Consider the following 17,984-nt stretch of genomic DNA (forward strand, 5'->3'; position numbering starts at 1 on the left):
TGATAGCTTTACCATACGCTCTCGCATTATCTGTTGTTCTGACCTATGAAAATTCATAGGCCATACGCCCTATTAGATATTAACGCTTGCAGGAATATTGGCAGGAATTAACGTCTCGTAAGGATGATATCTTTTTTCGTTTCTGGATTTAATCTTAGCTGAAATAGCACTCAATTCATCCCTGAATTCTACCAATGCGGAATAGATAAACTCATCATCAGATTGATTAAATATCTCATTGCCATTTTTATCCACATACTCACCAAGGTACCCGTTATAAACACCAGCAAGTAGTGTGTATATCTGTATTTTTGCCGCTGCACGGACGGTACCTGGTAGCATGGAAATCCAGTGAGCCTTTGTATTACCGGCAAGGTTGACTGGCTTTTTCTCTGTCAGAGAGCCAACCATTGCCGGAGCATACATCATATGAGATTTTTGTGGGAAGTTTAATGCTGCATGTTGAACTGAAGCTGTAAAAATTATCATCGTCAACACATCAGAAAGATCATCTCTGGTTGAAACAACCCGGAATCCCTTTATTTTACCATTATCTACGATATCCTGCATCCATGACTGAAGCTCATTATCACTGTTTAGCTGAAGGTCGCCAGGATATATCAATGAAATGTATTTTCCAACCCAATTTCGAATAGCATTCCAGAGCAATAATCCATCATCACGATAGGGATAATCAGGAAAGGCTGTTGTGTCAGACACATTTCTATTTTCTAAATCTCTTGGGAGAAAATTTTCATAAAAATCGAAGGACAAACGCATTTCAATTGTCTTATTTGCCAACGTTCCCAGTTCGGCGGCGATTAAGTTGTCGACGAATTTCTGGGGCCCCAGAAGAGCCAGAATGGCATTATGGTTAATCCTGTTTGTTCCTTCAATATGAGAAATAAGTAAACGATAAACTGGATGATCTGTTGTGAAGTTTCTTATAGTTGCAAGAGCGAAAGCTTCGGACACAAGGTGTGTTACACCCAAATGATGGCACAACTGGTGTTCAGCCTTATCAGCCGCGTGAACGACCATTTTCGCCATCTGCCAGCCCCAGCGGTACGTATCATTATCACTCGGACTAAATAATGGATTATCATCTGAAGATGATTGTCCACATTGGATAGCCACAGTTTTAAGTTTCCCCGTACCTTTTTGTACCGCAAACATCGCAATCGCCATGTATGAATATCCGATAACTGATTTTGATGAGCTATCACTTTCTGGTTTTTCCACCCCATCTTCGGCGGTGGCACCATCCAGAGTCTCATAATCAATCATATAAATTCTTTTTTCCGACAGCGCATCAGTCAGCGTATCATCATCGCCCATAACCTTCTGATAAATTTCATCTGTTATCGGAAATTTACCTGGAATTTCAACCACACCTTTGATTGCCAGTGGGTTATTACCTGCAACTCGCCAGTAGGCAAAAAAGTCATCATCATACAAGTATTCAGAAACGAGTGGGCGATCTATCGTTTTATATTGAGAATCATACTTTTCCAGGTCTGTATCGGTGACCACATCACAATATGATCTTACCTTTTCAATCATACGGTAGTATTCATCTTCTGAAAAAAGACTATCTTTACAGAATAAATTCATCAGGTACTTCGCATGCAACTCCCCCATTTTCTCGACATCTGCCAGTTGCTCTTTGGTAGGAGAGATGAGCATGCTCAAATGTGATTGAGTAAAATTCTCTTTCAATTGTTTGACAAGAGACAAAAGCTTATCAGTGTATGAATTTCTGGGGTGAAATTCATCAGGAAGATCCCGAGACGTTGGATAATTGTACATGGGCACCCCATTTAATGGGGATAGGTTTGTGGTCCAATCATAGTTCAACATATTCACTTTCCCATTCTAATTTTTTCTTTGATAAAGAATCGTTATGAAAAAATATACGATAATAGCTTTCCAAATGCTGTTATTACCGCATCTGCAACCGTTTCAGGTAGATGTCCTGGATTTAGCGCCAGCCGCATAAGGTTGGCAAATTCAGAACCATCATTGACACCATTAACGGAAGTTACCGAGGCATTAAGCTCCGGATGAGTAGCCGCAACATAGTGGCAAGCCAACGGGCCCTGGTTGTGATTAATCAGGTTTACTTTTTCCAGTGCCAGTTTCTGTAAACACCTGCTGTATAAACTCCAACAATTGCTCACCGCGGAGTTCATTACTATTAATTGCTGACAGCGTCGCTGAATATACATTTGCTTCGACCTTCCGAACACTTTTTCGATGCCGTGAAAAAAGGATATACTTCGGCAATTTTATCGAAACCCAAAAGGCTATGGACATGTATGACGGGGTACTTTAATGATCACTCAGACATATAATATTCCTTATTGCGGTTGACTGAAAAAAATAACTCCCGGCATTGGTAATCCTGGAAAATTATTCAGAAGGCCGAGTATTGAAAAATAGCTTTGAATTATTCAAACTATTCAAAAAATATGGAATGGCGATATGCATCGACAGGTTCTCCCAAAAAATAAACTGAGCCACTTCATGTGTAGAGACAGCAATAATATCAAGCGCTGTCTTATAAGTGATATCATTTTCTGTTATAGCACCCAGAGTAAAAAATATCTATCTACCATATGGCTTATATCTTTCACATTACTAAATCCTTTTTGGAATATATATCAACAATGAGGCATAAATAATACATCCATTCTGATATGATTCAGTTGTGCAGGGGCGCGTTATAAAGCCCGTGACCTGCTCCCCATTGATTAATACACCGCGATGTTAGTAATGTTTTCATATGACCCTGACCCCGAATATGATCCAGTCGTAATCAGGAATAACCGTGCAGCTTCGTAGTGCCCGAGCTCTTCATGAAGACGCGTCGCTGTATCCAACGCTCAGGCATTTGCTGGTGCCATTCCGTCGGGATCGTGCATTGTCACTGGGTTATTCTGTACAATCCTGAACAGATTCAGCCCGTCCACCGTGCCTGTCGGATCTGCGGAAAGCCATCTGCCCGTCCACGGCTGGTAATAGCGGTAGCCGTAGTAATACAGCCCGGTTGCGTCCTGCTTCTTGCCGGAATAACGAATCGTTTTGTAATCCACCTCCAGCTGGCTGCGCGCGGCAAATAACGCAGTACCGCCGAACGGGTAATACTCCTCCTGGCTGATAAGCTCGCCACTTGCATCCATTTCCAGACTGCCGCTGCCGGTGAGGTTGTCGTAGCTGTAACGAATCTGATTATTGGCGAAACCGGTGTACAGGCCGCTTTCCCAGTGCAGCACCCGTACCTGTGCGCGACCGGCAACGCCGACGGTTATCACCTGGAGAGTTTCCGCGCTGCTGCGCAGTTCCAGTCCCGACAGATAAATCACCCGTTTTTCACCGCACTGGGGCAACTTGCGCGGCTTGCGCTCGCGGAGTGGCAATCGCAGTTGCTTATTCCGATGGCGCAAAAACCGCTGTTTCGCTAAATAGTGGCTGACAAGCTGACCGGCAAGGTTGTGGCTCTGTTCATCCACTGAATTCCCACTCCAGATAAATCGTTCAGTGACTTTTCCCTGCCCGGTAATGCCGAGCAGTCGCCCCGATAGGTTTGCCGCTTCATACTGGAAGGTGCGGGTCACCGCGGCGCTGCGATCATTCCCTGAGCCAATATTGCTGACCTGCAAAAACGCCCGCCCGGAGGCGTCATTCAGGGCAACCGTGGTTCCGGCATCGGCACTCTGCGTACGCAGCGGCGCACCGTCCAGGTCGGTGAGATAACTGAAATTCGCCCGCCCGGCGGCATACAGACGCGGGTCGACACTCTGTGACGGTAAACCGCGCGCGTCAAACTGATGGCGGATGATGCGCTCGTCGGTGGTGTCCGGCGTTTCCGGATGACGGTGATAAACGATGCCACGCACCGCCAGACCACGGTTATCCAGCACCGTGACCGACGGAGTTTTACTGTAAAAGGGATGTACTCATAAGATTCCCCGCTTAAATTGTCTACTTTTGCATCAAATGCAATAAAGAGTATAAGCGGAGAAACAGGAACAGCGGGCTATGAGCGAACGGCCCGCGTCAGGCCAGAATACGGTCGGCAACTAACATGCCGGTCGCCATTTGCAGATTAATGTATTGCGCCAGATCACGCTGTTCCGGGCGTGGCAGATACGGCAATTCACCGACCAGCGGCGCGGGCAGTTTTTTGCTCAGCACATTGATAATTTCGGCATAGTGCGCAAGCCCCGGATTGATGCGGTTCGCCACCCAGCCAATCAGCGGTAAGCCGTCGCTGGCGATGGCCTGCGCGGTCAGCAAGGCGTGGTTAAGACACCCTTCCTGAATACCCACCACCATAACCACCGCCATCTGCTCCTGCACCACCCACTCCGAAAGCGGGCGTAAGTCATTCATTAAGCTACGCCAGCCGCCGGTGCCTTCCACAACCACGTGATCGACGCGATCGCAGAGATCAGCCAGGCCATTCGATAACAGGGTGTAATTGATGGGGCAACTGTGCGCAACGCTGCTCTCTTCTTCGCTTAATGCGATGGGGTTGACCGCCTGGTAAGGCAGCTCCAGTGACGAAACGCTTTGCAGCACCAGCGCGTCTTTATTGCGCAGCCCTTCCGGCGTCTCTTTGCTCCCTTTGGCAACAGGCTTGTAACCCGCCACCGTTTTACCACTGGCTGCCAGCGCCTGGAGTAGCGCGCGGGACGCCACTGTCTTCCCGACAGAAGTGTCTGTACCCGTTACAAAGAAACGCTTAAGCATCACTCATCCCACCGTTGTTCTACGAAAATATAAACCAGGAAAATAATTCAGTGGGGAAAGTCTAAGGGAACTGCCTGGGGGCAAGATTGAGGTAGAGCAATTTTTATGGCAACAGTGTAAAAATGTTACCCCTGCAACAAACGGATAAGTAAAGATCCGTTATACATCGCGTCTTTTACCAGCGCCGCACCGGCCATGGTGCCCTGGTTGGTAAATTGCGTGCTTTCCACGCTAATGTGCTGGCTGTATGCGGGCAACGCCTGCTGGCGAATGCACGCGGCAATGGCGGGAAAAAGCACGTCTGCCGCTTTGCTGAGCGGCGATCCAATCAGTATTTTTTGCGGGTTGAACAAATTCACCATGATGGCCAGAATGCGTCCAATGTTCGCACCCACGCCGCTAATGATATCTTTCGCCAATAAATCGCCCTGCTGCGCAGCCTGGCAGAGCCACTCCACGGTCAGCGGTTTTTGGTGCAGCATCGAACTCATTGACTGGCTCATGCGCAACTGCGCCAGTTCCAGCACGCTCTCGACGCTGGCGATGGTTTCAAGGCAACCGTGGTTGCCGCAATAACAGCGTTTGCCGTAGGGATCAACCTGCGTGTGGCCAATCTCCACCAGGCTGCTGCTTCCCGCATGCAACAAACGCCCGTCAGTAATCACCCCCGCCCCAACGTTGTGATCGATAACCACCTGAATCACATCCCTTGCTCCGCGCGACGCGCCAAACAGGGCTTCGGCCATCGTCCATGCGCTGATGTCATGCTGGACATACACCGGCACGCCAGTGTGCTTTTCCAGCGCTTCACCCAGCGGCATATCTTTAACATCGTCATAAAAGGGCATGCGATGAACGATACCGTTTTCGGTATCAATAATGCCGGGCAGCGTAATCGCGATGGCGGTCAAACGTTCCAGTTTGTTCTGATGGCGGGTAAAGAAGCGGTCAATATGCAGAATAATGCGATCCAGCAGCGGTAGTTCATCCACCAGCGCTAACTCAAGGCGGTCTTCGACGACCAGTTTGCTGCTCAGATCGCGCAGGGAAAGAAAGATCTCTTCCCGGCTGATGCGCAAAGAAAGGTAGTGCCAGGCTTCGGTCTCAACCAGCAGCCCGACCGCCGGACGCCCGCGGCTGCCAGGCTCCTGGATTTCCGTCTCCTGCACCAGGTGGGCTTCGAGCATCTCACGTACAATTTTCGTAATACTGGCCGGAGCAAGTTGCGCCAGGCGTGAGAGATCGATGCGCGATACCGGGCCAAGCTGATCAATCAGGCGGTATACCGCCCCCGCATTGGTCTGCTTTATTTGATCAATATGCCCAGGCTGACTATCAGCAACCACCTCTGACTCCCTTATTTTCACGCTTCGAAATAAACGTTCGGCTATGGTGAAACACTTCACTGGTCGCCGTCAAATATTTACCCCGGCGTGTGATTTACAGCACATTTTGCAATGACTTATGTGCAAAATTTATCCGTCAGCAGCGGTGATCAACTGCTGCTTAAAGCGGGCGGCAGCACTGCCCTGCTCATGATGTTTTGACCAGACTAACCACATTTCTGATACCGCATCCGCTTCAATAATCGGCACCCAGCGCATTTCCGTTAGCTGCACACGCCGGAATGATGCCGGTAAAATCGACACCCCTAACCCGGCCGCTACCAGGCCGATAATGGTCATCGCTTCGCCCACTTCCTGCGTAATGGTTGGCGCCAGCTGATAACGGCGCATCAGGCCGAGGATCTCGTCATACAGACCGGTACCGACATGCGGATCGAAAAAGACAAACGGCTCCTGTGCCAGTTCCACCAGCGACACCGCCGGACGCGCCGCTAAAGGATGATCTTTGTGGATCATCGCCAGCAACGGCTCACGCAGGATCACATCCCAGGCCAGCGTCTCCGGCAACGGCGTGTTACGCATCAGCCCCAAATCCAGCAACCCTTCATTGAGCGGCGAGATCTGTTCACGGGTATTGATTTCGCGTGTCTGGATATGTACATCCGGGTAACGCTGGCGGAACGAAGAGAGCGTGTCGGAGACCGCTTTTATGAACGGTGCGGAGGAGGTAAAACCAATGCGCAGCTCCCCGGTTTCCCCCTGGTGTAGCCGCATGGCGCGTGCGGCGGCTTCATCGACCTGGCTTAAAATTTGCCGGCTATCTGCCAGAAACTGCCGCCCGGCAGGCGTGAGCGACACACTGCGGTTGGTGCGGGCAAGCAAGCGCGCACCGACTTGTTGTTCAAGGATCTGGATTTGCTGGCTTAACGGCGGCTGCGAGATATTCAGCCGCGCCGCCGCATGACCAAAATGCAGTTCCTCGGCAACGGCAATAAAGTAACGTAAATGACGCAGTTCAATATTCATATGTAATACATATTATTTGAGATTATTAATATATTAGACAGAATATTGCCACTTTCATACCCTTAGCGACGTGGTAAGCCCGTCACCAAAATCACGGGTATAAAACGTTAAGGATCTCCAGTGAGTCGTACAACAACCGTTGACACCGGGCCGGCAAGCGTCGTCGACGAAAAACCAGTCTCTTTGCCGGGACAATTTATTAAACGTGGTACTCCCCAATTTATGCGCGTCACGCTGGCGCTCTTTTCCGCCGGGTTAGCGACATTCGCCCTGCTGTACTGTGTTCAGCCCATTTTACCGGTGCTGTCACAGGAGTTTGGCGTCTCTCCGGCCAGCAGCAGTATTTCCCTCTCGATCTCCACCGCCATGCTGGCGATTGGTCTGCTGTTTACCGGCCCGCTTTCGGACGCCATCGGGCGAAAAAAAGTGATGGTCACCGCGCTGCTGCTGGCATCGTGCTGCACGTTATTGTCAACCATGATGACCAGCTGGCACGGCATCCTGGTGATGCGCGCGTTGATTGGCTTATCGCTGAGCGGCGTTGCGGCCGTTGGCATGACTTATTTAAGTGAAGAGATCCACCCCAGTTTTGTTGCCTTCTCCATGGGGCTGTATATCAGCGGCAACTCCATCGGCGGCATGAGCGGACGCCTGCTGAGCGGCGTGTTTACCGACTTTTTTAACTGGCGTATCGCGCTGGCGGTGATTGGCTGCTTTGCGCTGGCTTCCGCGCTGATGTTCTGGCGGATCCTGCCCGAATCACGCCATTTCCGCCCGACCTCGCTGCGGCCAAAAACGCTGTTTATCAATTTCCGCCTGCACTGGCGCGACCAGGGATTGCCGCTGTTGTTTCTGGAAGGCTTTTTGCTGATGGGCTCGTTCGTCACCCTGTTTAACTACATCGGTTACCGCCTGATGCAATCGCCGTGGATGCTGAGCCAGGCGGTGGTGGGGCTGCTTTCCGTTGCCTATTTGACGGGCACATGGAGTTCGCCGAAAGCCGGTGTGATGACCAATAAATACGGGCGCGGGCCGGTGATGGTTGGCGCTACCGCCATCATGCTGCTGGGGTTGTTGCTCACGCTGTTCTCAACGCTGGGGCTGATTTTCATCGGTATGCTGCTGTTTACCGCAGGCTTCTTTGCCGCCCATTCCGTTGCCAGTAGCTGGATTGGCCCGCGCGCGCGACGCGCCAAAGGCCAGGCCTCGTCGCTCTACTTATTTAGCTACTATCTCGGCTCCAGCGTGGCAGGGACATTAGGCGGCGTGTTCTGGCACAGCTATGGCTGGAACGGCGTCGGCGGTTTTATCGCCGCCATGCTGGTGATTGCTATCCTGGTAGGAAGCAGGCTCCACTCTCGCCTGCACTGATGCCGCGATAGTTAACGGCCCTGCGCATGCAGGGCTTTTTTTTACTCTGTGCTTGTGTGTGTTAAAACAGACTCAAAATCGACGCCGCGCCCATTAATTCCCGCACCGCATCAAGCGCCAGCAGAGCAAATATTACCCAGACAAAAGGATTCATAATATTACTGCGTTACGCGTTGGTATTGGTTATTTAAATAGATTATTCCTATTATGATACAGTTCAGGAAAAGTATTGAATAACTACTACTTTTAGGTGGTTACACGATCACACGCTAAAAATCAGAGGCATTATGGACAAGCATAACTATCACCAGCTCACCCGCACTTTCCTGCGCCTGTCGCGCTTTTCACACCTCGCTTCGATTGCCAGCTGGGATATGTTTGCCATGATGCCGCCAGGTGGTAGCGCAGCACGCGGCGAAGCGCTGGCAGAGTTAAGTGTCCTGCGCCACCAGATCCTGACCGATAAACAGGTGGGCGAGTGGATCGCCAACGCGCGGCAAGAAGATCTGGACGATATTGAGCAGGCCAACCTGCGCGAAATTGAACGGCACTACCAGGAAGCGGCACTGCTGCCGGAATCGCTGGTTGAAGCGCAGTCACTGGCGGGCAGCAAATGTGAGCACACCTGGCGCACGCAGCGTCCGGCCAATGACTGGACAGGCTTTTCAGCCAACCTGAAAGAAGTAGTTAAACTGGCGCGTGAAGAGGCCAGACTGCGGGCCGCCGCGAAAGGGTGTTCACCGTACGATGCGCTGCTGGACAAATTCGAACCGGATATGACCAGCGCCCGCCTTGATGAACTGTTTGGCGAAGTAAAATCCTGGCTGCCGGATCTGCTGAAAAAAGCGGTGGCAAAACAGGAGCAGCAAGCATTGATAGCACCGCAGGGGCCGTTCCCGATTGCCGACCAGCGCGAACTGGGTTTGCAGGCGATGAAGGAACTCGGTTTCGACTTTAACGGCGGGCGGCTCGACGTCAGCGCCCATCCTTTCTGCGGCGGCGTTCCGGAAGATGTGCGTATTACCACGCGTTACGATGAAAATGAGTTGTTGAGCGCGCTGTTCGGCGTGGTACATGAAACCGGCCACGCGCGTTATGAACAAAATCTGCCGCGCAGCTGGCCGGGGCAGCCGATTGCGCTGGCGCGTTCCACGGCGATTCATGAATCACAAAGCCTGTTTTTTGAAATGCAGTTAGGCCGCAGCGAGGCTTTCCTGCGCCGCCTGCAACCGGCCATCATTGAACGTTTCGGGATGCAACCAGCGTTTGAAGCGCGCAACTTTGTCGCCTGGAACCAGCGTGTAAAACCGGGTTATATCCGTGTCGATGCGGACGAAGTGAGTTACCCGGCGCATGTGATCCTGCGTTATGAGATTGAACGCGCGCTGATCGACGGTGAGATTGAGGTTGACGATATTCCGGGGTTGTGGAATGAAAAAATGCAGGCCTGGCTGGGGCTTTCCACCGAAGGCAACTACCGCAACGGCTGTATGCAGGACATTCACTGGACCGATGGCGGCTTTGGTTATTTCCCGTCATATACGCTCGGTGCCATGTATGCCGCGCAACTGTTCCACGCCGCGCGAACCGCGCTTCCAGGACTGGACGAGGCGATTGCCGCAGGCGATCTTACGGCGCTCTTTGACTGGCTGCGACAAAATATCTGGCAGCACGGCAGCCGCTTCAGTACCGCGCAGCTTATTCAGAATGCCACCGGCGAAGCGCTAAACGCCGACTATTTCCACCAGCATCTTCTCCGCCGTTACCTCTGATACACCCGCGCCGGAGCGGCAGTTCCGGCGTGGTTCCTCGCTCTGTACATTACGTTACACGCCGAAACCAATCACTCACGGAAGGCGTTTAATTACAGGGATATAGTTCTTTCAACGGCCCCGCAGTGGGGTTGAATGAAGAAACCAATTCGAGGATATCGGAATGAAAAAAGTATTAGCTCTGGTTGTTGCCGCTGCTCTGGGTCTGTCTTCTGCTGCTTTCGCTGCTGACACCGCTACTTCTACCCAGGCTCCGGCTGCTGCTCCGGCAGCAACGACCGCTGCACCGGCTGCCACCACTAAAGCTGCACCGGCTAAAAAAGTGCACAAAAAACACAAAAAAGCCGTTGAGCAGAAAGCTCAGGCCGCAAAAGTGAAAAAACATCACAAAAAAGCAGCTAAACCAGCTGTAGAGCAGAAAGCTCAGGCTGCGAAAAAACACCACAAAAAACACGTTAAACACACTGCGACCAAACCGGCTGCACAACCGGCTGCATAAGTAAACGTGTCTGATACCGGCGTTCGTATCAGAACGCTGTGACAAGTCGGCGCTGAACCCTTAGGGTGAAGCGCCGTTTTTCTCTGGAGGGCCTATGATGCTGCGACGTTATCGTTTTGAAGTCATTCTGGCGATGTTAATCATCTGCGCACTGATTGCCGTCCGCTTTTATCTTTATTAATGTAGCACGCTGATTTTACTCCCACTTTCTGCTCGTCCCGTCTATATTTGTTTACCTGGGCTTACGTTAATAATCATAATTACCCCACCAGAGTGTGATATGCGAAAAACCGTTGTGCTGTTGCTGGGACCGCTGTTTTTGTTTTCCGCTGTTGGACATGCTGACGATGGCGGCGATGACGCGATAAGCGCCCGTGATGTGAAAACGCTCTTTTTTGGTCATGATGACAGGGTTCCTGTTACTACCCCTACCAAAGCGCCGTGGGATGCGATTGGTCAGCTGGAAACCGCCAGCGGCAATCTGTGCACAGCTACGCTTATCTCGCCGCACCTGGCATTAACCGCCGGGCACTGCCTGTTAACACCGCCGCGCGGCAAAGCGGACAAAGCCGTAGCGCTGCGCTTTGTTTCGCAACGAGGCAGCTGGCGGTATGAAATTCACGGTATCGAAGGCCGTGTCGATCCGTCGCTCGGCCACCGCCTGAAAGCCGACGGCGATGGCTGGATTGTTCCCTCTTCTGCCGCGCCCTGGGATTTCGGGCTGATCGTGTTACGGTATCCCCCTTCCGGCATTACGCCGCTGCCGATCTTTGTCGGCGATAAAGATGAACTCACCGCCGCATTAAAAGCGACCGACCGTAAAGTCACGCAGGCGGGCTACCCGGAAGATCATCTTGATAGCCTGTTCAGCCACCAGGACTGCGTCGTCACCGGCTGGGCGCAAAATAGCGTATTGTCACACCAGTGCGATACGCTGCCCGGCGACAGCGGTTCGCCACTGATGTTAAAAACCGATGCGGGCTGGCAGTTGATTGCCGTACAAAGCTCGGCGCCGGCGGCGAAAGATCGCTGGCGCGCCGACAACCGCGCCATTTCGATTACCGGTTTTCGTGACAAACTGGAAGCGCTGGCAAAAGAGGCAGACGAGTAATTCAGCCCTTTCGCAGCAAAGGTAACTGCAAAATATCCTTAATCGGCATCGGTTCGCTGAAATAGTACCCCTGCAGCTGGTCGCAGCCGGCCAGCCGCAGCAGCTTCATCTGCTTCTCGTTTTCCACGCCTTCCGCCACCACCTGCATGCCCAGCGCGCTGGCAATACGGATCGTACCGCTCACCAGCGCCGAGGCTTGTTCATCGTCATCCACCAGCCCGGCCAGCGATTTATCAATTTTGATGGTGTCGAAATTAAAGCGCCGCAGGTAACCAATACTCGAATAACCCGTCCCGAAATCATCCAGCGCAACCGCCGTGCCCAACGCTTTCAGATTGGCGATGGCCGAACGGGCGCGCTCCGGGTTTTCCAGCACGTAGGTTTCCGTCACCTCCAGTTGTAAGCGGTGCGCCGGAAACAAGCAGGTTTCCAGCACCCGCGCCACTTTGTCTTCAAATTCCGGGTCGCGAAATTGCGCAGGCGAGATATTAACCGACAATTTCAGATGATTAAGCTGCTGCAAATCGCTGCAGGCGCGGCGCAGCACAAACTGTCCGAGTGCGTAGATAAGCCCGCTGGTTTCGGCAACCGGGATAAAGTCATCCGGCTTGAGTTCGCCATCCGGGCGGCGCGGCCAGCGCGCCAGCGCTTCAACGCCAATCATCGTCTGGCTTTGCGCGTCGACAATCGGTTGATACCAGACATCAAACTCATCGCGCTCCAGTCCGTCACGGATGTCATTCTCAATCATTAATTGCCGTTCACGCGCGCTGTTCAGCTCTGCGTCATAGTGGGTCATTCGCGCTTTGCCGGTAATTTTTGAGTGATACATGGCGATATCCGCGCGGCGAAACAACTCTGAACTGGAGCACTCCAGCAGCGTACCGCTGGCAATACCGATGCTGGCACCAATATGGATAGTACGTTTGCCAATGCGCACGGGCATCTCAAGGTAGCGCAACACGTTATGCGCAAAATCGTCGGCTTTTTCCAGTGACCACGGGCCGCTGAGCGTCATGGCGAATTCATCACCGCCCATTCGCGCCAGCATGCCGCCGGTCGGCACTTTCTGCCGTAGCGTATCGGCGATTGTCACAATCAACCGGTCACCAACATCGTGGCCATATATGTCATTCACGTCTTTGAAGCCGTCGAGATCGATAAACACCACGCTGATCATTTCGGGATCGCCCATTGCGCTCAGGTTATCGAGGTGTTCAATCAGCGCGCGGCGGTTAGGCAAACGGCTCAGCCAGTCCGTCAGGGCGATTTTGCGCGCCAGCTTTTCCCCACGCGCCAGTTTGTAAAGCCCGGCGCTGCTGAGGGCGATAAACAGCAGGATCAACCCCGCCGCTAACGCGGCTATCTGGCGGATATTGGCCGCAGCCGCCTGCGCGGCCTCCGCGCCGGGTAAATGCGGCGTCCAGCTCAGATATCCCAGCGTTTCACCTGCCGAACCGCGCAGCGGTATGCTGGCTACGCCGGCATGTCGCGCCTGCAAGCGCAAGTCATCAATCTGAAAGGTCGTTCCCAGATCGCTGAGGAGCTTCGCATTGAGATGGCGGGTGATCACCAGGTAGCGGCGCGTCTCGTCATAAACATTAAGCCGCCCGCTCGCCGGGCGAATAAGCCCGATACTGACAAATGCCACCCCTTCGCGGGTGCGGGTGATCCCCGCGAAAACCTCTTTTCCCGCGCGCAGCGGCTCGCTGTGGTCACGAATCAGCGCGGCCAGTCCGTCACCAAAAAACGCGAGATTAGGCCCGGTAAAAGGCTGGCTGCGAAACGCCCCCCACAGCACGGCGAACTTCTCATCCAGCACAAAGGTACCGTCGTACAGGTTATTGATTTTAAAACCCGAACCCCAGGTGCTGTATAACCACGCACTATCCAGCTGAGGACGATACGCTTCTTTAGCCGCTTCATCCCAGACAGCGTTATCAATGACCAGCGACCGGGTCCGGTTTACCGCCGTCTGAATCGCCCCCTGCACAGACAGCGCGGTGCGATGTTCATCAATTTCATTGGCCTTGGTGCTAATGAGGTGCAGCGAAAGATAAAGCAGCGCGACGACGGAAACAATCAGTCCGATGCCGGCCATAAAGAGCATGACAAACAGCGTCCTTGCCGTGGGGAGATTGCGCCAGCTTAACGGATTAAACATTGGCCGTCCCTTACTGGTGTCGAGGGAAACAGAGGTGTGGGGAGATAGTATCCTAAGCCTGATACCGCCCGCGAATTTCATTGCCCACAAACGTGGGCAACTTAACATTAGGCGAGTTTTATCAGTGTCATACCGACAATCAGCAGAGCCAGACCAAGCCAGCCTTTATAATTCAGGCGCTGCCCAAAGAGCACCCAGCCGGCGGCGAGCGTGGCGACAATGCCAAACCCGCCCCACAGTGCATACGCCACCGCAAGATCGATACCTTTCACCGCCTGTGATAAGGCGCTAAATGCCGCTAACACAGCGAAAAGGGAAGCGAAACCATACCACTTGCGGCGAAAACCGTCTGAGAACTTTAAAAAGATGTTCGCTGCGATCTCCAGCACAATCGCCATTGCCAGCCACAGGCCGTGAACCCACTCAAACTGCAGCATGGTTACGCTCCTGACGCACGGCTTTGCGCGTCCCGGATTTGATTAACACAATGCCCAGTACCAGCGTGGCCAGACCGGCGGCTTTCAGCGTCGATAATGGTTCATCGAAAAGAAAGACGCTACAAATAGTAATTATGAATATGCCAACGCCTTCCCATAATGCGTACGCCACGCCGAGGGCTATTTTTTTAACCGCGAATGACAGAAAAATATACGACAGCGCAATCATCACCAGCATTAAAATAAAACCAGTGTGACTATCACTATTACTTGCCCATTTCATCGACAACGTGCCGGTTATTTCAGCAACAATCGCCAGGACTAATAAAATCCAGTAAATCATTTTTTCTCCTGCTTGAGAACATACTTTCCTGCGGCTTACCGAACGACGGGAAACCGGAAAAACAACGATGTCAGCCGGGCACAACGTGCCAGCTCAGGCAGAGAGAAAACTACAGCGCAGAGCGCCAGTACTGGTCATCTGCCAACAGGCAGCAGGAAGAAAACGGGAGGGAAGAATCAGGTTTTAAGACGCTGAACAGAATGTCCATATAATTACAATTATCCGCGAATTGCTTCTCATCGTAGCGGAAATAAATTGTCCTCAGTAGTTAAACACCGCCCTTTTTTATCACAGGCTAAGATTATACTCAAAGTCTTTGCACTTCTTTACGACAAACAAAAACGCCGCCATAAATTTCCAGACGGCGTTTTTAAATATTATTACGCTTGTTTTTTTGTATTCGCCCGCGACTGCGCCAGCAAATTCCATGAGGTAATAAACAGCGCGGCAATCATTGGCCCCAGCACAAAACCGTTAATGCCAAAGAACTGCAGCCCGCCGAGCGTAGTAAGCAGGATCAGGTAGTCCGGCATGCGGGTATCTTTGCCCACCAGCAGCGGGCGCAACAGATTGTCAGCCAGCCCCACCACAATCACGAAGTAGAGTGTCAGAACGGTCGCCGTGACCAGCTCGCCGGTTGAATAGAGAAAGATCACCGCCGGGACCCAGACAATCGCCGTCCCCACTGCCGGGATCAGCGACAAAAACGCCATTAACGTCGCCCACAGCAGGCTGCCGTTGAACCCGGCAAACCAGAAACCGATACCGCCCAGCGCCCCCTGCACAATGGCCACGACCAGCGTGCCTTTTACCGTTGCGCGCGCCACACCGGCGAATTTCAGAAACAGGCGGCGTTTGATGGTCGCCGACAGCGGCACCACGTCGTAGATTTTGCGCACCAGTTCTGCGCCATCTTTCAGTAAAAAGAACAGTAAATAGACCATCAAACAGAAGCCGACCGTAATTCCCAGCGTGCCTTTGCCGATCAGTACCGCGCTGCCCGCCAGATAGCGCCCAACGCTCAGCGCCACGCCGGAGAGTTTTTCGCGGATCGCGGCGACCGAATCGAAATCATTTTCACGCAGCGAATTTTTTGCCCACTCCGGCAGATGCGCGATCCCGTCGCTTAACAACTGCGGCAAATCGGTGCCGTTATTCTGCAACCGCTGGTACAGACTATTGACCTCCACGGCGATCGAGGAGAGCACCATCATCAACGGAATAAAGACAATCACGCAGATCAGCAACACGGTGATAAGCGATGCCACGCCGTTACGTCCGCCGAGCAACGCCGATAAACGCATGCGCAGCGGGTAAAAAATCAGCGCCAGGATCACCGCCCAGATAATGGCGGAGTAGTAAGGCTGGATCAGGCTGAAAAACGCCAGACTGACCAGTAATAACAGAATGATAAAAAAGAAATTATTACTTTTAAGTGTCGTCATCCGGGACATCCAATGGGGAAACTGCCCACCAGTGTAGAGCGTTACCCATTGATTGTAAAAACAGAGCCGCCTCAGGTGGCAGAGCCGTTTCGCTGTCAGGGTGCCATCACGGCGACGTTGTTGTCAGCGCCCTCAACGGCGCATTCACCCATTTGTTTTACCTGTGCCAGAAGATTTTCTATCTCAGAAAAAGCTAATGCTTTGGAAAAATACCAGCCCTGTGCACAGGATTCCGGCAAATTGCCTTGCAAAAAAAGATGCTGCGCTTCATTTTCGACGCCTTCGAAAACGATAATGCGTGGCATATCTTTAAACATGGCGATAAGACCGGGCAGAATATGGCGGTTAATGGACTGTGTACCGATAGAATCCGTTATTGATTTATCAATTTTTATTTCATCTACATCCAGCATGGACAGCCATTTTAAATTGGAATAACCGGTACCGAAATCATCCAACGCAAATAACACGCCATGCTCTTTATATAAACATATTGACTGCATAATATCTTCTATGCGGCCACTCTGCCTTTCGGTGATTTCCAGCATGATATGTTTCCCTGCCACGCCTTCTTGTTGCAGGGTATCGATAAGCCGCTGATAAAACGTTTTTGAACAGATATCTGAACAACTGACGTTTATGCTTAGCGTGATATCTTTTTCTCTCAACGCAGCACCGCACTCTTTGATCGCATGTTCAACCACGTAGAGACTTATCTTATTAATTAAACCATTTTCTTCTGCCAGCGGAATGAAAATATCCGGGCCGATATTTCCCATCTGTTTATCATTCCAGCGCAACAGCACTTCGACACCGATGATACTTTTATCTTTTACCCGGTACAGCGGCTGATAAACAAAATGCAACTCTTTATTAATAATGGCATTTTCTAATCGGGTTAATAATGACTGGTTCTCATGCTGATTTTTATTGATTAACGCGCCAATAATCAACCCCACCAACGAGGCGACGCAAAAGAGGAAAAGAAGAATATAACCGTTGTTATTAAACACGAAAGAGTGTCTGACGCCAGCCACAACGCAGATATCATGCCGCGCATCACATGACTTTTCAGTAATAAAAAAGAGTTCATGCACTTTACCATGCTCTATATTTTCGAGCAGCGATGTATTATTGCCTACGCGGAAAAAATGTTGTTTGTGGTTGTAGTCTCCGACCACCGCATTAAAACCCCAGCGGATAGAATCTTCGCGAAAACGGGTGAAAGCGAAAGGTGACACTGTAACAGAAAAATTATTATTATAAACGACATCCGCAGTGATATTGCTCTCAATCAGTGCATCAAACACCCATGTATAACTGCCTCTGCTCACTTTGTTTTTGAACACATTGAGAGACAACGGCGCAGCATATTTCCCCCACAGCGCGGAACAGATTATTCTGCCGTCTTCAACATAGCCAATATCTTTGATCAGCGGATAAGGCCATAAGCGTTTTCTTAACGCGTGCAAATAGGGATCGCTACACGGGGTGTAGACGGAAAACTCTTCGCGTAATGCGTTGATTTCGCGGACCTGAAGAATAATATTATCGCTGCGGGCAAGTATCGATTCGGCATAATCTTCTACTTTTTCCTGGATAAAAGCATAGTAGGCGACTTGCGCAACAATATAGAAAAAAGCAAAAGATAATAATAACGCTGCTATATATATGGAAACGCCTTTTTTCAGCACCTTTATCATTTTGAATACCTT

The 17,984-nt window shown here is 51.4% G+C and carries 15 protein-coding genes and 2 pseudogenes; 5 read left to right on the plus strand and 12 right to left on the minus strand.

What is annotated here, in order from left to right; all coding sequences use genetic code 11:
* Positions 1 to 72: 72 nt before the first annotated feature.
* The 3 genes and pseudogenes from DFO56_RS05925 to DFO56_RS25125 form a co-directional block, all read right to left on the minus strand.
* On the minus strand, positions 73 to 1,809 hold the full coding sequence (locus DFO56_RS05925; RefSeq protein WP_052679826.1) for a lipoxygenase family protein: 1,737 nt from the start codon (positions 1,807 to 1,809) through the stop codon (positions 73 to 75).
* Between the two features lie 92 nt (positions 1,810 to 1,901).
* Positions 1,902 to 2,228, minus strand: coding sequence for an alpha/beta hydrolase (locus DFO56_RS24585; protein WP_147271665.1), 327 nt, complete (start codon positions 2,226 to 2,228; stop codon positions 1,902 to 1,904).
* A gap of 669 nt (positions 2,229 to 2,897) precedes the next feature.
* Positions 2,898 to 3,368 (minus strand): annotated as a pseudogene (locus DFO56_RS25125) (RHS repeat-associated core domain-containing protein); the annotation flags it as partial.
* Here DFO56_RS25125 and DFO56_RS24900 point away from each other — a divergent pair.
* A pseudogene (locus DFO56_RS24900) lies at positions 3,363 to 3,464 on the plus strand (Tat proofreading chaperone DmsD); the annotation flags it as partial. The pseudogenes DFO56_RS25125 and DFO56_RS24900 sit on opposite strands and share 6 nt — an antisense overlap.
* Positions 3,465 to 4,059: 595 nt before the next feature.
* Here the strand turns inward: DFO56_RS24900 and bioD are convergent.
* The 3 genes from bioD to DFO56_RS05945 all read right to left on the minus strand — a co-directional run bounded on the left by bioD (position 4,060) and on the right by DFO56_RS05945 (position 7,127).
* Complete coding sequence (gene bioD / locus DFO56_RS05935; RefSeq protein WP_045513380.1) at positions 4,060 to 4,755, minus strand: dethiobiotin synthase; 696 nt, start codon at positions 4,753 to 4,755, stop codon at positions 4,060 to 4,062.
* Between the two features lie 125 nt (positions 4,756 to 4,880).
* Complete coding sequence (gene mlc / locus DFO56_RS05940) at positions 4,881 to 6,101, minus strand: sugar metabolism global transcriptional regulator Mlc (protein ID WP_045513382.1); 1,221 nt, start codon at positions 6,099 to 6,101, stop codon at positions 4,881 to 4,883.
* 129 nt (positions 6,102 to 6,230) lie between these two features.
* The gene (locus DFO56_RS05945; RefSeq protein ID WP_045513385.1) at positions 6,231 to 7,127 is read right to left on the minus strand and encodes a LysR family transcriptional regulator; all 897 of its coding nucleotides are present in this window, start codon (positions 7,125 to 7,127) and stop codon (positions 6,231 to 6,233) included.
* A 120-nt stretch (positions 7,128 to 7,247) separates the two neighbouring features.
* On the opposite strand from DFO56_RS05945, the gene DFO56_RS05950 reads away from it, so the two are divergent.
* Positions 7,248 to 8,498, plus strand: coding sequence for an MFS transporter (locus tag DFO56_RS05950; protein WP_016496213.1), 1,251 nt, complete (start codon positions 7,248 to 7,250; stop codon positions 8,496 to 8,498).
* 61 nt (positions 8,499 to 8,559) lie between these two features.
* Here the strand turns inward: DFO56_RS05950 and DFO56_RS24905 are convergent, their stop codons facing one another.
* Positions 8,560 to 8,652 carry a hypothetical protein gene (locus DFO56_RS24905; protein WP_016496214.1) on the minus strand — a complete coding sequence of 31 codons (93 nt, stop codon included), beginning with the start codon at positions 8,650 to 8,652 and terminating at the stop codon, positions 8,560 to 8,562.
* A gap of 133 nt (positions 8,653 to 8,785) precedes the next feature.
* Here DFO56_RS24905 and DFO56_RS05955 point away from each other — a divergent pair, with 133 nt between their 5' ends.
* The 3 genes from DFO56_RS05955 (at position 8,786) to DFO56_RS05965 (ending at position 11,880) form a co-directional block, all read left to right on the plus strand.
* A complete protein-coding gene (locus DFO56_RS05955; RefSeq protein ID WP_045513387.1) occupies positions 8,786 to 10,270 on the plus strand; it encodes a carboxypeptidase M32 in 1,485 nt (494 codons plus the stop codon).
* Between the two features lie 163 nt (positions 10,271 to 10,433).
* Positions 10,434 to 10,769 carry an acid resistance repetitive basic protein Asr gene (asr, locus tag DFO56_RS05960; RefSeq protein ID WP_016496216.1) on the plus strand — a complete coding sequence of 112 codons (336 nt, stop codon included), beginning with the start codon at positions 10,434 to 10,436 and terminating at the stop codon, positions 10,767 to 10,769.
* Between the two features lie 280 nt (positions 10,770 to 11,049).
* Positions 11,050 to 11,880: a serine protease gene (locus DFO56_RS05965; RefSeq protein ID WP_045513390.1), complete on the plus strand. Its 831-nt coding sequence runs from the start codon at positions 11,050 to 11,052 to the stop codon at positions 11,878 to 11,880.
* A gap of 1 nt (position 11,881) precedes the next feature.
* Here DFO56_RS05965 and DFO56_RS05970 read toward each other — a convergent pair whose 3' ends face one another.
* The 5 genes from DFO56_RS05970 to DFO56_RS05990 form a co-directional block, all read right to left on the minus strand.
* Positions 11,882 to 14,044, minus strand: a complete 2,163-nt coding sequence (locus tag DFO56_RS05970; RefSeq protein ID WP_045513392.1) for a bifunctional diguanylate cyclase/phosphodiesterase — start codon at positions 14,042 to 14,044, stop codon at positions 11,882 to 11,884.
* Positions 14,045 to 14,151: 107 nt separating this feature from the next.
* Complete coding sequence (gene mdtI, locus DFO56_RS05975; protein ID WP_016496219.1) at positions 14,152 to 14,481, minus strand: multidrug/spermidine efflux SMR transporter subunit MdtI; 330 nt, start codon at positions 14,479 to 14,481, stop codon at positions 14,152 to 14,154.
* Positions 14,468 to 14,824, minus strand: coding sequence for a multidrug/spermidine efflux SMR transporter subunit MdtJ (gene mdtJ, locus DFO56_RS05980; protein ID WP_045513395.1), 357 nt, complete (start codon positions 14,822 to 14,824; stop codon positions 14,468 to 14,470). Before mdtJ ends, mdtI begins: the two co-directional genes overlap by 14 nt.
* Before the next feature lie 380 nt (positions 14,825 to 15,204).
* Positions 15,205 to 16,269 (minus strand): AI-2E family transporter, encoded by a 1,065-nt coding sequence (locus tag DFO56_RS05985; RefSeq protein ID WP_045513398.1) that lies wholly within the window; start codon positions 16,267 to 16,269, stop codon positions 15,205 to 15,207.
* 95 nt (positions 16,270 to 16,364) lie between these two features.
* The gene (locus DFO56_RS05990) at positions 16,365 to 17,972 is read right to left on the minus strand and encodes an EAL domain-containing protein (protein WP_016496223.1); all 1,608 of its coding nucleotides are present in this window, start codon (positions 17,970 to 17,972) and stop codon (positions 16,365 to 16,367) included.
* Positions 17,973 to 17,984: the final 12 nt, after the last annotated feature.

Origin of the sequence: Kosakonia sp. AG348 (assembly GCF_003337365.1) — a bacterium.
GTDB lineage: Bacteria > Pseudomonadota > Gammaproteobacteria > Enterobacterales > Enterobacteriaceae > Kosakonia.